This window comes from Candidatus Gracilibacteria bacterium, assembly GCA_010119145.1.
Taxonomy (GTDB): Bacteria; Patescibacteriota; Gracilibacteria; order BD1-5; family UBA6164; genus JAACSU01.
This window is the reverse complement of sequence record JAACSU010000007.1, coordinates 269248-287459: the sequence shown is the minus strand read 5'-3', so window position 1 is coordinate 287459 and position 18212 is coordinate 269248. Positions and strand designations below refer to the sequence as shown.

Sequence of the window (18212 nt, the reverse complement as noted above, 5' to 3'; positions counted from 1 at the left end):
AGAGTTTTTTTTATATCTTATTTGCTGACGTCTTTGAACTTCCCTCTTCCTCGAAACTCTATTGTTATAGGTGTTCCGTGGAAACCAAAGTTATCTCGGATTTTATTTTCAAGATATCTCTTGTAAGAAAAATGGAAATGATTCGGATTATTTACCGTAATAAGGAATTTAGGAGGATTTGTATCAACTTGTGAACCGTAGTATATTTTTGGACTATGAGATTTTTTGTTCCCAGTTGGTGGATGCTTGTAGATAACTTGTTCCAGAAACTCGTTAAATATTCCTGTTTTTACTCGTTTCTTTCTCTCAGCGTCTATTTCAATCGCTTGATCAAGTATTTTCGTAAGTCTCTTTTTTTCTGTTGCAGATGTGAATATAACTGAAACCCAAGGGATAAACTCTATTTTTTCTTTGAGGTACTCGATATATCTGTTCATCATTTGGTCTTTATCGACTCACGTCTTTGCAAGAACGAGATCCCATTTATTCACCACGATAATAATACCTTTTTTTTCATCAGAAATTTGAGAAATAAGTGATAAATCTTGTTGAACTATTCCTTCAAAACCATCAATGATAATAGCGATAACATCTGCTCTTTTCAATGCTCGCTCTGTTCTCATAATTGACCAGTTTTCAATATTTCTTGTTCCAACTTTTGAAAGTCTTCTGATTCACGCAGTATCTATGAGTGTGAAATCAGTTTGTTCGTAATGAAACTTTGTATCAATAGCATCTCGAGTCGTTCCAGAGAGGTCTTTTACCATAACTCTGTCACTTCAAACAATAGTATTTAAAATACTAGACTTCCCTACATTCGGTCGTCCAATAAATGCCATTTTAAGTGATGGATCCTCTTGTTCTTTTTTATAATTGAGACCCTTATCTTTCAAATATTTTGCAATATATCGTCTCACATCACCGATACCAGCATTATGAGATGAAGAAACAGGAAAAAACTCTAATTCTCACTTTCCAGCCATAGAATATGATTCCATAACTTGTGTCTCGTTGTCAGCTTTATTCGCTAAAACAATATAGTTTACAACTTTGTGCTTTTGTATGATTCTATAAATAGATTCATCAAGTTCAGTAAATCTGTCATATTCTACCACCCAAATAAGGAGGTCACTTTCTACGATAGATCTCTCAGTTCTCTCTGTAATATCTACAGCTATTTCATCATTTGCAGAGCTATAATCAAGTCCTCCAGAGTCTGCAATTATATAGGTCAGATCATTTTTTTCATCTGTATATTCAAACTCTGAGATGTCGCGAGTCGTACCCGCTTCATCTGCAACAATGGCAATTTTATGCCCCGTCATCATATTAAAAAGGCTCGATTTTCCGACATTCGGTCGACCGATAATAGTAATTTTCGCTAACATAGTATGTGTGATAACATCAATTCATAATTCCCTCCTCGTGGCATCGCTCTTGAGGTACTCTCTATATCGAGAGTTCTAGGAAATAATCATGAAAAATAAAGTGAGGTGATTATACAACTATATATTTAAATGCAAGAGATTATACTTTTCTTCTTTTTAGAAAAACCCAAAATACAGCTCATAGTACTACAAGACTTCAAAACATAGATATATACGCGATTTCAGGAGAATCTTGATATGGAAGTTCGATATTCATCCCATAAAAACTCGTAACGAATGTAAGTGGCAGCATAAAGGCTGAAAAAATTGTGAGGAGTCTTATGATTCAATTTGTTTGAATATCAATAAGAGACTTAAAAGCATCTTCCAGTGATTCAACTTGTTCCTCTAAAACAAGAATATCTGTAATTATTCGTTGCAGTTTATCCTCAAGATCTTCAAAATAAGCCTCAATATCATCATTAAATAGTTTTTTCATATGATTCTCTAGAGCGATGAGTACTCACATTTGAGGTTGAAACATATGTTTAAGAACAATAATATTTCTCTTTTTAATCAATATATCTTTAACAAGTGGACTCGAAGATTTTCTAAAAACCTCTTTCTCAATCGTTCGTATATCTTTTCGAATATTTGAGCTGACCTGAAACATTTTTTCTAACATGGCTTGTATAATCTCATAGAGAACCAAACCTGGTGATATTTCTAAGTCATATTCATTTTCACCTTTTTTTTCATATTTATTATAAATATCATCAATATATTGCCCCTCAAAATCTCTGAGGGTTATGAGGAAATCTTTTCCTACAAAGACATGAAACTCATTGAGATTATATATTTTTTGAAGTTGATTATATTTTGGAAAATGCAGTGTTAAAAATAGATAATCATCATAGCTATCAATTCTCGCTCTTTGATTGGCTTCAAGTGCTGCCTCAATATCTAATTCATGAAAATCGTAGGATTCTAGTATTTCTTCTATTTTCTTTTCTGGAAGGTCAATTCCATCAATCCATTTCAGTCATTTGATTTTGAGTTCTCGAAGCATACATTTTAAGTTAAGAAGTTTCCATATTACTATAGTATACAGAAATAAATTTATTTCAAAAAGATGCAGGATAAAAAAACTCCCTTTCGGGAGAATTTTTTAATCTTCATCAATCTCAACTTTGATTGAGAGTTCATCAAGGAGTGATTCCTCTACCTTCATTGGTGATTGCATCATCATATCTTGGGCTTTTCCAGATTTAGGAAATGCGTAGATATCACGAATATTTTCTTCGTTTTTATATATCATCATGAGCCTATCCATTCCGATAGCAAAACCACCATGAGGAGGGACACCATACTGAAATGCTTCGTATACTGCTCCAAATTTTTCTTTCACTTCTGACTCATCTCTTCCTACAATTCAGAAAGATTTTACAAGATTTTGAGTCGAGTGATTTCGAATAGAACCTGAAAGTATTTCATATCCATTACAAGAGAGATCATATTGAAATGCTTTTATTTTAAGGAGTTCATCTCAGCTCAGACCATCAAGTGATGATTGAGGCATAGAGAATGGATTATGTGAAAAATCTATTTTTCCAGTGGCTTCATCTATTTCAAACATTGGAAAGTCAGTTATCCAACAAAATGCAAGTTGAGAGCTATCTCGAAGCTTCATCAAGTCTGCAATGTAGTTTCTAAACTTCCCCATATAGTTACATGTAAGAGTCGTTTCACCAGCTCCAAAAAATATAACATCTCAGAGAGAAAGTTCTGTTCTCTCTACGAGTGCTTGTAAATCAGATTCTTCAAAGAATTTACCAAGTGGACCTTTGAGGCCGTCTTCTTTCATTTGAAAATACCCGAGACCTTTTGCACCAAATTTTCGAACATAGTCCTCAAATCATTTCATTTGAGTTTTAGAAAAAACTAAGTCTCAACCATGTACTTTCATAGCTTTGATTCTATTATTTTCAGTATCAGAAGCGATACTTGTAAATATTTCATTAGAGCTTTTTGCAAAAATATCTGCTACATCAATAAACTCAAGTCCAAATCTTAGGTCTGGTTTATCTGTTCCATATTTTTCAATTGATTCATCGTATGTGAGGGTGAAAAATTTACCATTTTCTCTCATAAGATCTTTCCCTGGATTTTCACTTATTATTTTTTTATCGGAAAGTTCCGTTGAAGCATCAATAAGAAAATCCTCTACTACCTTAAATACATCATCTTGTTCTACAAAACTCATTTCACAGTCAATCTGATAGAAATCACCTGCATGTCTATCAGCTCGTGGATCCTCATCCCTGAAACATGGAGCGATTTGAAAGTATTTATCAATACCACCAACCATAAGGAGTTGCTTAAATTGTTGTGGTGCTTGAGGGAGAGCATAGAAAGTTCCAGGATTCAGTCGACTTGGAACTAAAAAATCTCTGGCTCCTTCAGGAGAAGAGTTTGCAAGAATTGGAGTTTGTACATCTAAGAAATCACGACCTGTAAACCAGTTTCGAGTATAGGTCGTCATTCTCGATCGAAACTTGATAAAATCCTGAATTTTTTGTCTTCTGATATCGAGATATCTATACTTAAATCTGATTTCTTCATTTGCTTCTTTTGCGTGAGCATCGAGTTCAAATGGAGGAGTTTTAGAGCTTGAGAGTAAATCAACCGATGTTATTATTATCTCTATTTCTCCCGTTATCATATTTGGGTTTGCTTGACCTTCTGGTCTCTTTCGAACTTTCCCAGTTGCCTTGATAACATACTCACTTCGAAACATATCTGCTGTTTCCCAGGCTTCTTTGTTATCTTCAGGATCAAATACTATTTGAGTGAGTCCATATCTATCCCTGAGATCAATAAATATAATTCAACCATGATCTCGACGATTACTCACCCATCCTGAAAGGACAACAGTTTCATCTATATTTTTAGCTGTGAGCTCTCCACAGGTATGACTTCTATGCATTGTATTAATTTCTTTAAATATATAAAAAACACACGAAAAAATTCATGTGCTTTTGGTTTGTAGTATCTACAAAAGGTGCCACCTAAAGCTATTGCTTAATTTTTATTTTTTAACGAAGATAGATACTTCGAGAGGTTCTACTAAGAGATGTTTCTGTTCTTCCTCCAGCATTGCAGGTGTTTTCTGCTCAAGTGCTTTTCTATATTGTAGTGTAATTATATTTATGAGATTGCAAGCTTTAAAAGCTAAATTCTATCTATAATAACAATTTTTCCTAATTCATGGTGCAGGATCTCAAAATACTCAATTTGTACAATTAGTACTATTAATTATATTTTTTATCTTAAACTTACCCACTTCAAAAATTCAATATAGGATATCCTTTGTTCCTTCAAAAGAACAAAGGTTATTTTCACTTGCACACTCAGTCCAACCTCATCATTCGAAATCCATTTCACAAAATACAGTTTTGGAAAGTAATCAATCTGGATTGATATTATAATTTCCAGTTTTTGCATTAGTATTTTTTCTCAATACTTGTGCACAGTCCTGATTTCATCAATCTTTTATGAATGTTAAAACTACCCCAGTTCCTGTAACTGAATTTTCATTTGAAAATATGGCTGTAAAAGATGAGTTTGTATTCACTATATCTAAATATCCATTACTCAGAATAGAACTTATTTCTTGAACTGGAGTATTGGTGTCTTTTTGTGTGAGAACTCAAAGGTTTTTTCAGTATACTTTTGGATATCTGTCTGAGTAATCTGCAGCAATCGTTTTATTAAATAAAAATTTAGTATTAAGTACTGTATTTCAACCCTCCTCCATGAGTGCCAAAAGTTGGAGACTTTTTCTATCTTTCGTGAGGTAGTAGGTATAGAAAGAACCATCTTTTGGATCTCTCCCTCAATTGGTATAATCAATAGTTTCAAGTACATCGCTTCCAACATATCACTGATACGCTAGGACATTAATAGATCAACTCGTTGTGATTTCAATAGAGTCATCTGGAAGTGGGAGTGATTTTTGAGTTGCATAGACTTGGAGTGAGTCTGAAAGTTTTGTGAGTTGAGAGTATCTACTTGAATCTCTGGCTCATTTCAAATAATTTGAATATGAAACAAAACCTATAGTAGAGAGAATTCAAATAATCGTTATGACAACGATGAGTTCAACGAGGGTAAAGGCCCTGAGACTTTGTCACATAGTCTAAAATTTAATTTGATAAATTAAATTAAGTGTAAGGAATTTAATAGATATAAAAAGCAGAATTACTTGATTCTGCTTTTTACTGTTGCATAAAACACCTTAATTATTTTGTATAATCTTCAATATTTGTGAAAAAATCTCTCATTTCATCTGCTCCACTTTTTGGCCAACTATGCTGGTCTCATCCGTAGACATCATATGCATTACAAAAAATAACAGTATTTCACAGTGAACATGAAGTCTTTTGCTGGCATCATCTCAGATCTCAAAATTCTAATGGTGCTGTTTGAGGCTCGCATAAGTTATTTTCACTTTTGAGACTATACGCTCTTTCTCAAGCAGTATAGGGAGACAGTGGATCTCCAGGTAAATGAGTTATCAAACTTGATACAGGGCCAGTACAGTCTCCATCATATCCATTACTCGCAACACCTACCATTCACCTGATTACATCTCATCGCAAACAAGAAGTTTTATTACTCATATATGATCCTAATGAATGTCCAACTGAAAAGACAGCATCCCTATTAACACAGAGATTTTCAGAAATTTGGGTAATTATGGCATCGAAAAACTCAATACTTTCAATTTGTGACCAGGAGTATGGACCATTTCAAACTCACGCAGGATACGCTACAATATAATCATTTTGATATCCATTTCTACTGTATCAACCACCTCACATCTTCATATAGTTTCTCACCATTTCATTGTCATTGGTTCGTCAATGAAACGCAACTATAAGTCACTTTTGCGAATCAGCACTGACATTTTCTGGAACGTAGAGGAGATATTTTCTCGTAACACCTTTTATATCTGCAGTATATTCTCCACTTTTCATTCATTTAAAATCAAAGCATCAATCACTTTTATTATCTAGTTCTTGACCGGCTTTTACTTTTTGCATTTTTAAAATAATATCTGCTGCTTGTCCTCTTGAAACGAGAGTATTTACAGTGTATGCATGTTTTTTGATTATATTTTTTTGATCAGCATATGCCTGGTATTTCTGAAACCAAGTATCTCATTCTCCCAAATAATTTAAATCAATATCAAAGGCTCGTACAGCAAATGCGAGCGTTTCAAGCACGGTTACATTTCCACCAGGCTTAAATTTTCCATCTTCATACCCTTTTGTTATTTCTTGATTTACTCACGCACATATATACTTATTAAACCAAGCATCAGTAGAAACATCTGTAAAACATTGTGTCCCACTTTCATACACTTCACTTCATGCAGTATTCATAATTATTTTAAGTATTTCTGCACGAGTCGTCTTATCCTCAGGAAGAAATTCTCAATTATCAAAACCATTTATAAACTCTTGTTTCTCTAGTCACTTAATCGAATTTTTGTACCAATTATTTTCTATATCTGTAAAAGCAAAACTCTGTCACATCATGACACTCAATAAAATAATGCATGACGTTATTTTTGTTATGTAATTCAAAATTATGTTTATATTAAAAAAAATACCAGCGTATATTTTAACTGGTATTTTTTAAAAAACAATATTAATAAGTGAAGATTAGAAGGTGAAAACGTCTACTACCTTCCCACTTGCTTCTACTTGATCGTCTTCTGATAATATAATTGGAGTATGGTGTTCTTCTGAAGATTTTGGAAGGAGATAGATATTTTTTCCTTGTTTTTTGTACTTTTTAATAGTAGCTCATCCATTTACTACAAATAGAAACGGGTCTTTTTCATTGAGAGTGTTATCATTTTTATTGATAAGGACATAGCTCCCGTTATCTAGAATCTTTCCTTCAACTTCACACTCATTCATACTCGTACCAGAAACTCTCAGTATAAAATAGTTTTCACTTTTTCCAGAAACTATATTTTTTGAAATTGGGAGTGTTCAGTAGTCATTGGCTTCTGCAATAGCAAGCGGAGTTCCAGCGTTTGCGTACCCAAGAATTGGTATATTCATAGTAGTCTGAAATCCAATATTGTTTCAGAGTCTGATACCTCTATATCCATCACCTCTGGAAATGAATCATTTTTTTTCAAGTACTTCGAGATATTGCGTGACTCACCTTTTAGATTTTTGATGAAGTAAATTTTTAAGTTCCTCAATGGTTGGTGACTTCCCATATCTGCTGGTATAATCTGTAATGATATCCAGAACATGTTGTTGTTTTTCTGTTAACATAGAATTGATTTTGTTAATATACTAAATATACTCTTAGTATATACATAAATATATGCTGTCAAGAAAAAGTTTTGGAAACTTAGCTTTATGAATATTCTATTTACACTTTAACAAAAGAAATATGGCTAAAAAACAAAAGGATTTCTCTTGGCTTGATGATAGTGCTTCAAGCCAAGAAGTTATCACCCAAGACAGTAACTGAGCTACACTCCAAAATTGAGATAATGTTCGAGCAATAAAAGATATAAAAGTATCTTGAGCTTCTGATATTAAAAGAGGTGATATATTTAAAAATATCCGTCTTACAGATGACAGTACACTTATAGAATCATGAAAAATGGTTCTAAAAACAGAGTTTTTTAAAAAACAATAACATTAACTAAAAAATATGGCTAATCCTGCATTTAATGAAAAGAGTTTTTCATGATTGAAAAACGATTGAGAATCTATGACTATTTCTTGAAGTATTAATAAATCAATAATATTGGTTTCTCTCACTGTATTATCAGCAGTACTTGCATGGGGATATGTTGATATATTTCTTCCATTTCTTATTCCTTTGGTAATTTGAGCTTTTGTATTTTCATTAGTTATCATATTCAAAAAAGAAACTGCTCCTTATTTAGCTCCGGTATACGCACTTCTTGAGTGAGTGGTTATTGCGACATTTTCAGCATTTTTCGAGACACAATATCCTGGAATTGTTATCCAAGCCGTAACAGCTACTTTTGCGGTATTTCTCACAATGTTGTTACTATATAAATATAGAGTTATTCAGGTAACACAAAAATTTAGAAGCTGAGTCATTGCAGCAACGTGAGCTATTGCTGTGCTGTATATTATTTCTATACTAGGAAGTTTGACTTGATGGTTTGAAGTCCCTTTTCTACATAGTAATGGTCCACTTTGAATTTGAATCAGTATCTTTATAGTTGGTATAGCTGCATTCAATTTACTCCTTGATTTTGATATGATTGAACAGTGAAGCAAAGCACACGCTCCAAAATATATGGAATGGTTTGCATGATTTGGACTCCTTATTACGCTTGTATGGCTTTATTTAGAAGTGCTTAGATTACTTAGTAAAATTCGAAGCAAATAATATGAATAAACTACTCCATTTACGACCTGAAATAATAGCATTCTTCTCATGAGCTTGAGTAATGGTCTTTGAAATACTAGGTTCTAGAGTTGTATGACCATATATAGGAAACTCACTCTTTGTGTGGACGAGTCTCATAGCTGTTATACTCTGAGCACTGAGTCTTGGATATTATCAATGATGAAAAATAGCAGATAGAAATGCAAATCTCCCAATTATATCATTTATATTATTATTAGTTTCAATCTCTTTACTCCTTCTTGTTCTTATTAAAGATCCTGTCTTGCTCAGAATAAGTAATATTTTTCCAGATGTAAGAATTTCATCCATTTGGATAGCTGTATTTTTATTTAGTCCAACAAGTTATCTCCTTTGAATGCTTTCTCCAATTGTCACAAAAATTAGACTGATACATTTAGAAAGTTCTTGAGCTGTAGTATGAAAAATAGGAAGTATTTGAACCGTTTGAAGTATTGTTGGAACACTATGAGCAGGATTTTTTCTCATTCCATTTTTTGGAGTGACCCAACTTCTCATAGTTCTAGCACTATTTTTTTTAATACTTTCTATTTTTTGTGATTTTAAAAATCATATATACGCTCAATGAATCGTAGCATTATGACTTATCTGTATGTTCATTGTATTTTCAAATATGACTGCTTATGCAGCCCTCAATAATTCATTTACCTATGACACATCCTATTCTCATATAAGAGTTTCTGAGAGAATAGATCAAAGTACTGGAAGAGAAGTAAAAGATTTACGAATCGATGATATAACTCATGCTTGAATGTATCAGGATAATAATGATCTTGTGTATCAGTATACAAAATATTATGATATTTTTGATGCTCTGAGCCCAAATGCTCAGGAAATAGTTATGTTCTGAGGAGCAGCATATAGTTATCCAAAGCATTTCTTAGAAAAATATCCAGACAAACATCTTGATGTCGTAGAAATAGATCCAAAAATAACTCAAATTGCCAAGAAGCATTTCAGGTTACAAGAAACTCCAAAGCTTGAAATACATCATCAAGATGCTCGAGTATTTCTCAATACAAATGTGAATACATACGACGCGATACTTGGAGATGCTTTTGGTTCATTTGTATCAATCCCCTATCAACTTACCACCAGAGAAGTAGCTCAAAAGAAATTTGATATGCTCAGTGATGACTGAGTTGTAGTCCTAAATCTTATTGCTTCACTTTCATGACCCAATGCTCAATTCTTAGAGGCTGAGTACAAAACGTACGCAGAAATATTTCCAGAGGTTTTTATTATTCCGGTATATTCCCAAGTATCACAATGAAGCCAAAATATAATGCTAGTAGCTTCAAAAAATCCTGAACTCATAGAGCAATGAATACAAGTAGATGAATACAAAGATTATTTCTCAAAAATAATGAAGCTAGAAATTCCTTCAGATACTCAAGTACTCACTGATAACTTTGCTCCTGTTGATTATATGGTCGCGTGAATGCATAATTAAAAAAATCTCAGGAATCTGAGATTTTTTTAATTATAAAATTGCGCTAATAATTCCTTCTCTTCTTCTTCCACCTTCTTTTATAATATGTACCTCGACTTTATCTTTTGTCTTTGCCTCTCATTTTCTCGATCCAGCAATAAATATGTCACCTGATTTATCATCAGGTTTTACGAATCCAAAAGTATCATTATCTAAATACACTCATGTTATTATTTGAGTCATTGGGGGAAGTATCTCTGTTACGATGGCTTCTTCTTTTCCATTATATTTCTTGATATCTGCTTTCACTCTATCTCCATCGATGGCTCCATTTCTTTTGAGTCCATAACAAAAATATCACTGATCAACTCAGGGTACGTCTACAAATCAAAAATCACCGTTTCATCCACTATATACCCCTTCAACTACCTTCAGTGCTTCATATTTCTTTGCTTCAGCTTTTTTTGCTTCAGCTTTTTTACTTCAAAACACTTCTACTATTCGAGCTTCTGGTTTCTTCCCGCTCGCTCGGTCCATCATTTCAGCTGCAACACGTTGACCATCCTCTGCTCAGCCAAAGTTCTTTTGATGCACAAAAAAATCTCATCCCCAATATTCTCTTTCATCTGGAATGACAAACCCGAAATCCCCTTTTTTACATTGAAATTTTCCTAGTATTCTTTCTTCTGCTTTCATATTTTTGTAAGTTTGAGATATATTTGAAATATTATAAGTCTGAAAATAAAATAGGCAACTAAAAAGCTCAGTACTTAGAATTAGTAAATATTTGTTATATTATTATAATACCATTATTATTATTTATAAATTTCATAATGAAGGCACTCCTCCTCTTCCCTGTCCTCCTCTATCTTGCTCTCATGTTAGTAAATACTGACTTGCTACAAACAGCTCAACAGATTAATCTCTTTGGAGCTCAAACCATTATGGTTCCGATGTTTCTCTTTAGCTCTGCATTTATTGTAATATATGCGATGCTTATCTACCTGAGTTATAGTTGAATACACGCATATCAAGCTAGAAAAATTCATAAACTTGAAAGACAGATTGTTGATGTAAAGTGAGAACTTTATAATAATCAAAAGGATCTCCTAGCTCGTATACAGTGAGACTTTGAAATGCAATTTGAGAATTTTAAAAGAGACAATGAAAATAAGTTTGAGACAATTATCAAGTTTAACGAATACACATTAGAAAAAGTACTTGATGAAACTCATGGAGACTTCCTGAAATATAAAAAAGAAACTCAAAAACTTCTGTCACAGGCTCAATGAGTTGATAAAAGTTTACTTGAAAAACTTCAAGTTTGGAAGTAAATTAAAAATCTCACTTCAAGTGAGATTTTTAATTATTGAGATATATTTCCAGTCATACTATCAGAGATTTTCTTCTTTTTGGTTCTGGATTTTCCATTTCTGCATTATACAGCCATTTCAAATATCATATATCGATTTGTGAAATTTCTTTGAATGATTTTCATTTATATTTTCAAAATGTGAATCGTTTCGTAGGAGCAATATCGTGCGTGATATCATACATAATCTGATGTGGATCCTGTCCTGGGTATTGAAGCTCTATTTCTGCAAAGAGGTATTTATAGAGCCAAAACAATACTATAGTATCATAGAGAGCAGAATGAGCGTATCATGTCAAAGTATCTCCAGAATTCAACTCTTCTAATTTCAAATACTCCTTTAAAAATTGGAGTCAAAATCTTGGTACTCAGTGTACTTTTAGTATTTTGCGAGCAACTTTACAGGTACAGATATAATTACTCAGATGGACTCATTCATTCGAGAGTATTCATATATCAAAGGGAGCATGATGTGCTATCAAAAATTCTCCGTTATCAACTCGCTTCATGAGTTCTTTATATCATTCTGATTCTTTAAAAAATGGTTTATCAGCAACCATTTCAGGTGTTATCTTGTGTACATTAATACAACCAGGTTGTATATAACTATCTGGATTTATAAGCCACTCTTCCCGATAGTTTTCATCAACAATGGCAACCTGCACAATTCTTCCATCTCGTGAACCTGCTGAAGTCTCTGTATCTAAACAAAATATTTTCAAACTCAATCTTTTATAATATATACTGTATATATACTTATAAATTTCTTAAAATCAAGTCTTTTCGTTCCAGTCACTTATTTTATATTTCAAAAAAATGGAATAGATTGAACTGGCTTATTCATTCATGTTAAATTTTGAGGCAATGGAGTAACTTCTTTTTTCGCTAACTTATATCTATTTATTCTTTCAACAAGTTCTAATTTTTTGGGATTTTGAGATTTTAAAGCTACTAAAAACTTTTCAAGCATATAAATATACGCTGTTTCCAGATTTTCACTTCGACCAGTCAGTTCTACATCAAAATCACTATGAATAATCTCTTCAATTTTAGTCTTAATAAGTATTCATAATTGTGGGATTGTCGTAAAAAATCTTTTTTTTCTATTTTGTCCTATGTACACAGATTCAAAAAAATACTCATCTTCTCCAATTATTACACTCATATTTGGAAGTGTCCCATCTCATTTTGAGTTCACACTAAATAAAATTCAAGATGGAGTAGTTGAGAATCAAGTAACTTCTGTGTCCTCTACTTTTTTTACTATTTTTTGATTATCAAGTTGTGTCTCAGAATTTGATACCTCATTCATTGCTGAATCACTTTGGTTTTCAATTAAATCAAGCTCATGTCATGTAATATCTGTTTTTTCTTCTATAATATCATTTATTTTTTCTCCGAAATTATCCCATCTTTTAAGCGTTAATCTTACTCATTCTGCATCATCATCTCAATCCTCAAACCTTTCTTCCATTCTTCTATCGTCTATCATATCCTCATAGTAATCAATCATAAACTCTCATTATTAAATTTTACATTTTAGTATATTATAAATATATTTTATAATAGTCAAAATATCTTTCCAATAAAAAAACTCTCATAATTGAGAGTTTTTTTATATTATCTTTTATCCTTCAGCATTTCTGAAAGATTAGCATAGTTATTTTCTTTGAGATACGTTCATAGTTCCATATCACTTCTGACTCAAAGTTCGAGTCCATATTCTTCTTCAATAGTTCACATATGCGTATCGTCTCTCTTTTCTCTCCATCTTCCATCTAAATTTCTGTCTCTTTCATTAGTCATACTCATAAAGTTAGAATCTAAGATACATCTATTATAGCCTTATAATAATTAAATCAATTTTCAGATACTAAGGCGCCAATAAAATAGTTATTTTGGAAAATAGAATTATCAACTAAGATGTATATTAATATTTTGATTTATACTCTAAGTAATAATGTCGTCGAATAATTCAAGCAATATTCTCGCACTCAATAAACCCAAAGGATATATTGTCACTCGGTCAGATGAAAAATGACGAAAAACAGTCTATGATTTGTTGCCAGATTGGGCATTTGATGATGGATGGATGCCAATTGGAAGACTCGATTTGGATTCAAAATGACTCCTATTATTTACGAAAGACTGAAAAATTGGGAATGAGCTTACAAAGTCATGAGGATGTATAAAAACGTATGAAATACTCGTACGTGGTCATGTCACAGATATGCATATACAATCTGCTCTAAAGTGAGTTGAAACAGCAATATGAATTCTCAAAGTACATAATGTAGAAAAAATAGGCAATGCTTGAGCAAAAACCAAGCTGAGAGTTCAGATTAATGAAGGAAAAAACAGACATATACGACGATTGTTTTGAGCCATGACTGATCCAAAATTTCGAACTCCACTCAAAGTATTAGAGCTGAGTAGGGTAAGTATTGGAAGCCTAAAATTAGATATTGTAAGTTGAAAATGGAGATTTTTGAGTCAAAATGAAGAACATGAATTGCTCAGATATTAAATAAATCCCTATTTCTAGGGATTTATTTTTTCGATTATATTGGAGGCACCATCCGGAATCGAACCGGACTACGGAGCTTTGCAGGCCCCTGCATAACCGATCTGCCATGGCGCCAATTTATCGCGAGAGCATTATATGACTTGAGCAGAAAAATCAAAAACTTTTTTAGCTACACTTGAGTGTTTTAAGAATTGTGATGTATTTGTCATAACTCTCGGGTTTTTCTGAGAGTGATATGGTAGCAAAATAACTATCTTCTCCACAAACTCTGGCTGTTTGTATATAGGTAACAAGCGGAGTTTGAGTGTTATATTTTCATTCAAAAGTGATTATAAGTCATCCTTCCTCATCTGAAAATACTATATCTTTTTCTTCAACCAGTCTAAAGCTCTGAAGTTTCGTATCAAGAAAATTTGCACTATTTTTCATGAGTGATTGAGATGATTCATTGAGTGAATTAGAAGCTTTTAATATCACGAGATTATTCAAGTAATTTTCTCTTTGTTCACTTGATGCAATAGCAAGTACTACCTCTCATGACTTTGGAATTGGAAGATTAGAAGAAGCAATTGTATTCCAGTTTGCAGGAACTCAAATTGATATACTTCAAATATTTTTTGAAACGAGTCATGTAACTTCATCAACTTGAACAGCCTCATCTGTGGAACTACAAGAAGCTAGTACACTCAGAGTAAAAAGAAATAAGAGTATTTTTTTCATATTAAAATAATGGTATTAGAATAAAACTCAGTAACAAAGCTATCAGAACATCTACCACGTAAATCACTGACCTAGGAAGATAGGATGTGAGAAACTTATTACTAGAAAATATTAGAAATATCACAAGACTTACAATAAATGCACTATACAAAGGATAAAAAATAGTACTTAAAAATTCTGTAAAAATATTTGCTGTAAGCAAAAAATATACGAGAAAAAATGTAAACGCTACGAGTAAAAAGACTATTTTTGAAGACTCATAACGTAGGGTGCTCACATCAAGTTTTGTTCCAGATGACGAGAATATATTTTTTTTGAGTGTCATACTTGATTTTATTATGCCTTGAGATATAGTAGTCAGGAAATTATTGATTAAATATATGTAAAAATGAGTATATCGCAAGATGACTTACAAAAGATAGGAAAAAAACTGTCTAAGATTCCAGCTGACAATGAGAAGCTTCTTAAAAATATTTCTGATATTGTTGATTATATGGAGCTCTTATCTGAAGTAGATACAACAGGTGTTATTCCAACTATTTCTGTCATAGAAAACAAAGCTCTTCTCCGAGAAGACGTCCTTATTAGTTCTGACGCAACTCCAGATGAGCTTCTTAATTGCACAAAACAAAAGGTTGTGGCACATCAAATTGTACTTCCCAATATCATGAATTAGCAAATTGATTGAATCAATTCACATGAAAAACTTTAGAAATTTCACACGTCGTGAAATTTCTTTTCAAGCTAAGAAAAATATTATTATTTGAAATAACTGAAAGTGAAAGAGTAATATATTGGAGGCTTTGAGTCTCCCAGTGAGTCCACTTGTAGAAAGTCATCCAGAATATCTCATAAGTAGAGGTGAAAAGACCTTTTTTATACAGTATTCCCTGACACAAGATACACTCAGTTTTTCCTACACACTTGAGTGAAAAAAAAGAAAATACGCTATAGGCAGCAAAGCAACTACAAAACAAAACCTTCGATCAAGATATCCTCATGTTGTGAGTTTTCATCCTCAAGCTATGAATCTTATGTATCTTGGTCCGAGTGAAAGACGCTTATTTTTAGATGAACTACTCAGTCAGTGTTATCCAATCTATAGAACACATCTTCAAAAATACAAAAAAATAGTACAACACAGAAATAAAGTCCTCAAAAATATTAGCGACCAAAAGTCGAGTGTTTCAGAACTTGAGTTTTGGAATGAAAAATTTATATCCAGTGCTCTTGAAATTTATAAGTACCGAAAGAAGTTTGTCCGATTTCTAGAATCAAGAGCTCAAAGCTTAAATAAATTTCTTTTTGGAAAAGTGGAAACTATTTCTTTTGAATATATAAGTCATATTAATTTAGATACTATTGAATCTTCGCTGAAAGAAGCAACACAACAACTTCAATCAAGAGAAATCTTGTTGCGTAAGACTCTTCGTTGACCACATTTAGATGATTTTAATATTATTCTTGACTGAGTTCCACTCATTCATTACGCATCGAGAGGAGAAGTAAAAAGTATATTACTTGGACTCAAGTTTTTAGAAACGCAGTATTTACAAGAACAAGCAGCTGAAAAAGAAATAATATTTATAGTAGATGATATACTCAGTGAACTTGACGCTTCTCATCGAGACCTATTACTTGAACATATTGATTCAAGACAATCAATCATATCTTGTATCGAAGATCCATGAATTGAATGAAACAAAATTTATATATAATACATATAATATAAATGTAAAGTAAGATTTAACATTAAAATTGAGTATAGTGTAACAATCGGGTATTATAGTCAAGAATATAGACTTTTTAACATAAAAGCAATACTTTTTAACACGCATTGTCCTATGAAATGATACATCAAATCTTTCGTATTTTTCTTCTCTATTTGTCTGATTACTCCAAGTTTTGCAGCCTGAGCACTCGACCACTTTGAAGTCATATTGTGAAAAGAAAGTGCAAAAGTAGGTGAAGCACTAGATATTACCATCTCAGCTGTGGATAAAAACAATGAAATAATAACTGATTATACGTGAGATATTCTTGTATTTTCAGAAAGTGACAAAGAGGCAGAGTTTCCCAATGATCTTTCAGAAAATAGTTACTCTTTTACAACAAGTAATGAATGAAGTGTAAAATTTGAAAATGCTGTTCAGTTTAAAAATGCTTGAAAACAAGATGTATACGTCTATGATCTCAATGATGAGAATATATTAGGTCTTGCTGAAGTTACCATTACAGAAAATCAGGCAGGAGCAAATTTAGATATAGAAATACAAAGTCCTGAAAACGGAATAACTATAGGTCAAGACTCAATACTTGTTTCTGGAACAACTCAAAAAAATTATCAAGTTCGAATTTCAGTAAATAATAGTGAAGGAATATTCACAACTACCAATGATCAATGAGTATTTGAAAAGAAAATAGAAGATTTACAACAATGAGCAAATAGTATTCAAGCTTTTGTATTAGATGCTGATGATAAAGTCGTTGGAGAATCAAAAGCTATTAGTGTCAAAGTGGATGCAAGTCTTCCAAGCTTCAAATCAATCACCATCACTCCAGAAGGAAATGTAGCAGCAGATGCACCAATTACTATTACCGTAGTATCAAGTATCTGACTTACAGAAGTTCAAGCTATTATAGATGATGCAATCACTGTACTAGAAGAGTGAAAAGACTGAATTTATACTGGAAAATCTAGAGCTCCAAAAGTAGATGGTAAATACTGAGTTGATATCATTATGAAAGATGAATTTGCACATGAAGTACGAGAAGCCAACGCAGCAACTCTTATTGTCTCTTGAGTAGCTCTCAATGCTTGACCAGAAGAGGCTAAAGTAGAAACCATTGAACCAAATAGTCCTAATGCTCAAGTGGAACTGGATCTTAAAATAACTGGAATAGAACTTACTGAACTCAAAACTAAATCTATTCTCACTTGGGATGCAGTTGATGATGCTAAAAGCTACAATGTTTATAAAAAAGTTTCAGCAACCCAAATTGAACTCGTTGAAAACGTACTTGAACCTCGTTATGAAATAGCTATTGTAGGAGATGAAATGAAATATGATGACTTCGCAATCAAGGCAGTTGCTATGACAGCATCATGAGAAACTATACAAGGAGACTTATCTGAGATGACAAAGGTACAGACTGGTCCTGGTCTCTATATCCTACTTGCACTCCTTGCATTCCTAATAACTGGATGAGTATTCTACATATCTCAAAATTCTTGAAAGAGATATTCATAAAATAAATATTCTATAAAAAAAGAACTGATTGATTAGTTCTTTT

The 18212-nt window shown here is 32.4% G+C and carries 20 protein-coding genes and 1 tRNA gene; 8 read left to right on the top strand and 13 right to left on the bottom strand.

Translation table 25 applies throughout. The features are described 5' to 3' along the window. Positions 1-17: 17 nt before the first annotated feature. From GW846_01855 to GW846_01830, 6 genes are all read right to left on the bottom strand, one after another. Positions 18-1388: a ribosome biogenesis GTPase Der gene (locus tag GW846_01855; GenBank protein ID NDK09502.1), complete on the bottom strand. Its 1371-nt coding sequence runs from the start codon at positions 1386-1388 to the stop codon at positions 18-20. A gap of 139 nt (positions 1389-1527) precedes the next feature. Next, a complete protein-coding gene (locus GW846_01850) occupies positions 1528-2436 on the bottom strand; it encodes a magnesium transporter CorA family protein (protein ID NDK09501.1) in 909 nt (302 codons plus the stop codon). A 99-nt stretch (positions 2437-2535) separates the two neighbouring features. Beyond that, positions 2536-4353, bottom strand: coding sequence for an aspartate--tRNA ligase (gene aspS / locus GW846_01845; GenBank protein ID NDK09500.1), 1818 nt, complete (start codon positions 4351-4353; stop codon positions 2536-2538). A 252-nt stretch (positions 4354-4605) separates the two neighbouring features. After that, positions 4606-5562, bottom strand: coding sequence for a prepilin-type N-terminal cleavage/methylation domain-containing protein (locus GW846_01840; protein ID NDK09499.1), 957 nt, complete (start codon positions 5560-5562; stop codon positions 4606-4608). 106 nt (positions 5563-5668) lie between these two features. Continuing rightward, a complete protein-coding gene (locus tag GW846_01835; protein ID NDK09498.1) occupies positions 5669-6970 on the bottom strand; it encodes a hypothetical protein in 1302 nt (433 codons plus the stop codon). A gap of 126 nt (positions 6971-7096) precedes the next feature. After that, the gene (locus GW846_01830) at positions 7097-7726 is read right to left on the bottom strand and encodes a hypothetical protein (protein ID NDK09497.1); all 630 of its coding nucleotides are present in this window, start codon (positions 7724-7726) and stop codon (positions 7097-7099) included. A gap of 121 nt (positions 7727-7847) precedes the next feature. Between GW846_01830 and GW846_01825 the strand changes: the two genes are divergently transcribed. The 3 genes from GW846_01825 to GW846_01815 are packed head-to-tail and all read left to right on the top strand — an operon-like array spanning position 7848 to position 10320. Further along, positions 7848-8099 carry a PhnA protein gene (locus GW846_01825; protein ID NDK09496.1) on the top strand — a complete coding sequence of 84 codons (252 nt, stop codon included), beginning with the start codon at positions 7848-7850 and terminating at the stop codon, positions 8097-8099. Between the two features lie 15 nt (positions 8100-8114). Beyond that, positions 8115-8828 carry a Bax inhibitor-1/YccA family protein gene (locus GW846_01820; GenBank protein NDK09495.1) on the top strand — a complete coding sequence of 238 codons (714 nt, stop codon included), beginning with the start codon at positions 8115-8117 and terminating at the stop codon, positions 8826-8828. A 1-nt stretch (position 8829) separates the two neighbouring features. After that, positions 8830-10320, top strand: a complete 1491-nt coding sequence (locus tag GW846_01815) for a hypothetical protein (protein NDK09494.1) — start codon at positions 8830-8832, stop codon at positions 10318-10320. 30 nt (positions 10321-10350) lie between these two features. Here the strand turns inward: GW846_01815 and GW846_01810 are convergent, their stop codons facing one another. Further along, positions 10351-10995 carry a hypothetical protein gene (locus GW846_01810; protein ID NDK09493.1) on the bottom strand — a complete coding sequence of 215 codons (645 nt, stop codon included), beginning with the start codon at positions 10993-10995 and terminating at the stop codon, positions 10351-10353. Between the two features lie 137 nt (positions 10996-11132). On the opposite strand from GW846_01810, the gene GW846_01805 reads away from it, so the two are divergent. After that, positions 11133-11633, top strand: coding sequence for a hypothetical protein (locus GW846_01805; protein ID NDK09492.1), 501 nt, complete (start codon positions 11133-11135; stop codon positions 11631-11633). 28 nt (positions 11634-11661) lie between these two features. Here the strand turns inward: GW846_01805 and GW846_01800 are convergent, their stop codons facing one another. From GW846_01800 to GW846_01790, 3 genes are all read right to left on the bottom strand, one after another. After that, a complete protein-coding gene (locus GW846_01800; GenBank protein NDK09491.1) occupies positions 11662-12393 on the bottom strand; it encodes a hypothetical protein in 732 nt (243 codons plus the stop codon). 74 nt (positions 12394-12467) lie between these two features. Next, positions 12468-13184, bottom strand: coding sequence for a hypothetical protein (locus GW846_01795; protein ID NDK09490.1), 717 nt, complete (start codon positions 13182-13184; stop codon positions 12468-12470). 107 nt (positions 13185-13291) lie between these two features. After that, entirely contained in the window at positions 13292-13477 is a 186-nt protein-coding gene (locus tag GW846_01790) for a hypothetical protein (protein NDK09489.1), read from the bottom strand. Between the two features lie 154 nt (positions 13478-13631). Here GW846_01790 and GW846_01785 point away from each other — a divergent pair, with 154 nt between their 5' ends. Continuing rightward, positions 13632-14198: an rRNA pseudouridine synthase gene (locus GW846_01785; GenBank protein ID NDK09488.1), complete on the top strand. Its 567-nt coding sequence runs from the start codon at positions 13632-13634 to the stop codon at positions 14196-14198. Between the two features lie 40 nt (positions 14199-14238). On the opposite strand, the gene GW846_01780 is transcribed toward GW846_01785, so the two are convergent. The 3 genes from GW846_01780 to GW846_01770 form a co-directional block, all read right to left on the bottom strand. Then, a tRNA-Cys gene (locus tag GW846_01780) sits at positions 14239-14312 on the bottom strand. 51 nt (positions 14313-14363) lie between these two features. Next, positions 14364-14918: a hypothetical protein gene (locus tag GW846_01775; protein NDK09487.1), complete on the bottom strand. Its 555-nt coding sequence runs from the start codon at positions 14916-14918 to the stop codon at positions 14364-14366. Position 14919: 1 nt separating this feature from the next. Further along, positions 14920-15243: a hypothetical protein gene (locus tag GW846_01770; GenBank protein ID NDK09486.1), complete on the bottom strand. Its 324-nt coding sequence runs from the start codon at positions 15241-15243 to the stop codon at positions 14920-14922. 63 nt (positions 15244-15306) lie between these two features. Between GW846_01770 and GW846_01765 the strand changes: the two genes are divergently transcribed. The 3 genes from GW846_01765 (at position 15307) to GW846_01755 (ending at position 18169) form a co-directional block, all read left to right on the top strand. After that, entirely contained in the window at positions 15307-15594 is a 288-nt protein-coding gene (locus tag GW846_01765; protein NDK09485.1) for an aspartyl/glutamyl-tRNA amidotransferase subunit C, read from the top strand. 22 nt (positions 15595-15616) lie between these two features. Next, on the top strand, positions 15617-16636 hold the full coding sequence (recF, locus tag GW846_01760) for a DNA replication and repair protein RecF (GenBank protein NDK09484.1): 1020 nt from the start codon (positions 15617-15619) through the stop codon (positions 16634-16636). Positions 16637-16762: 126 nt separating this feature from the next. Then, complete coding sequence (locus GW846_01755) at positions 16763-18169, top strand: hypothetical protein (protein NDK09483.1); 1407 nt, start codon at positions 16763-16765, stop codon at positions 18167-18169. Positions 18170-18212: the final 43 nt, after the last annotated feature.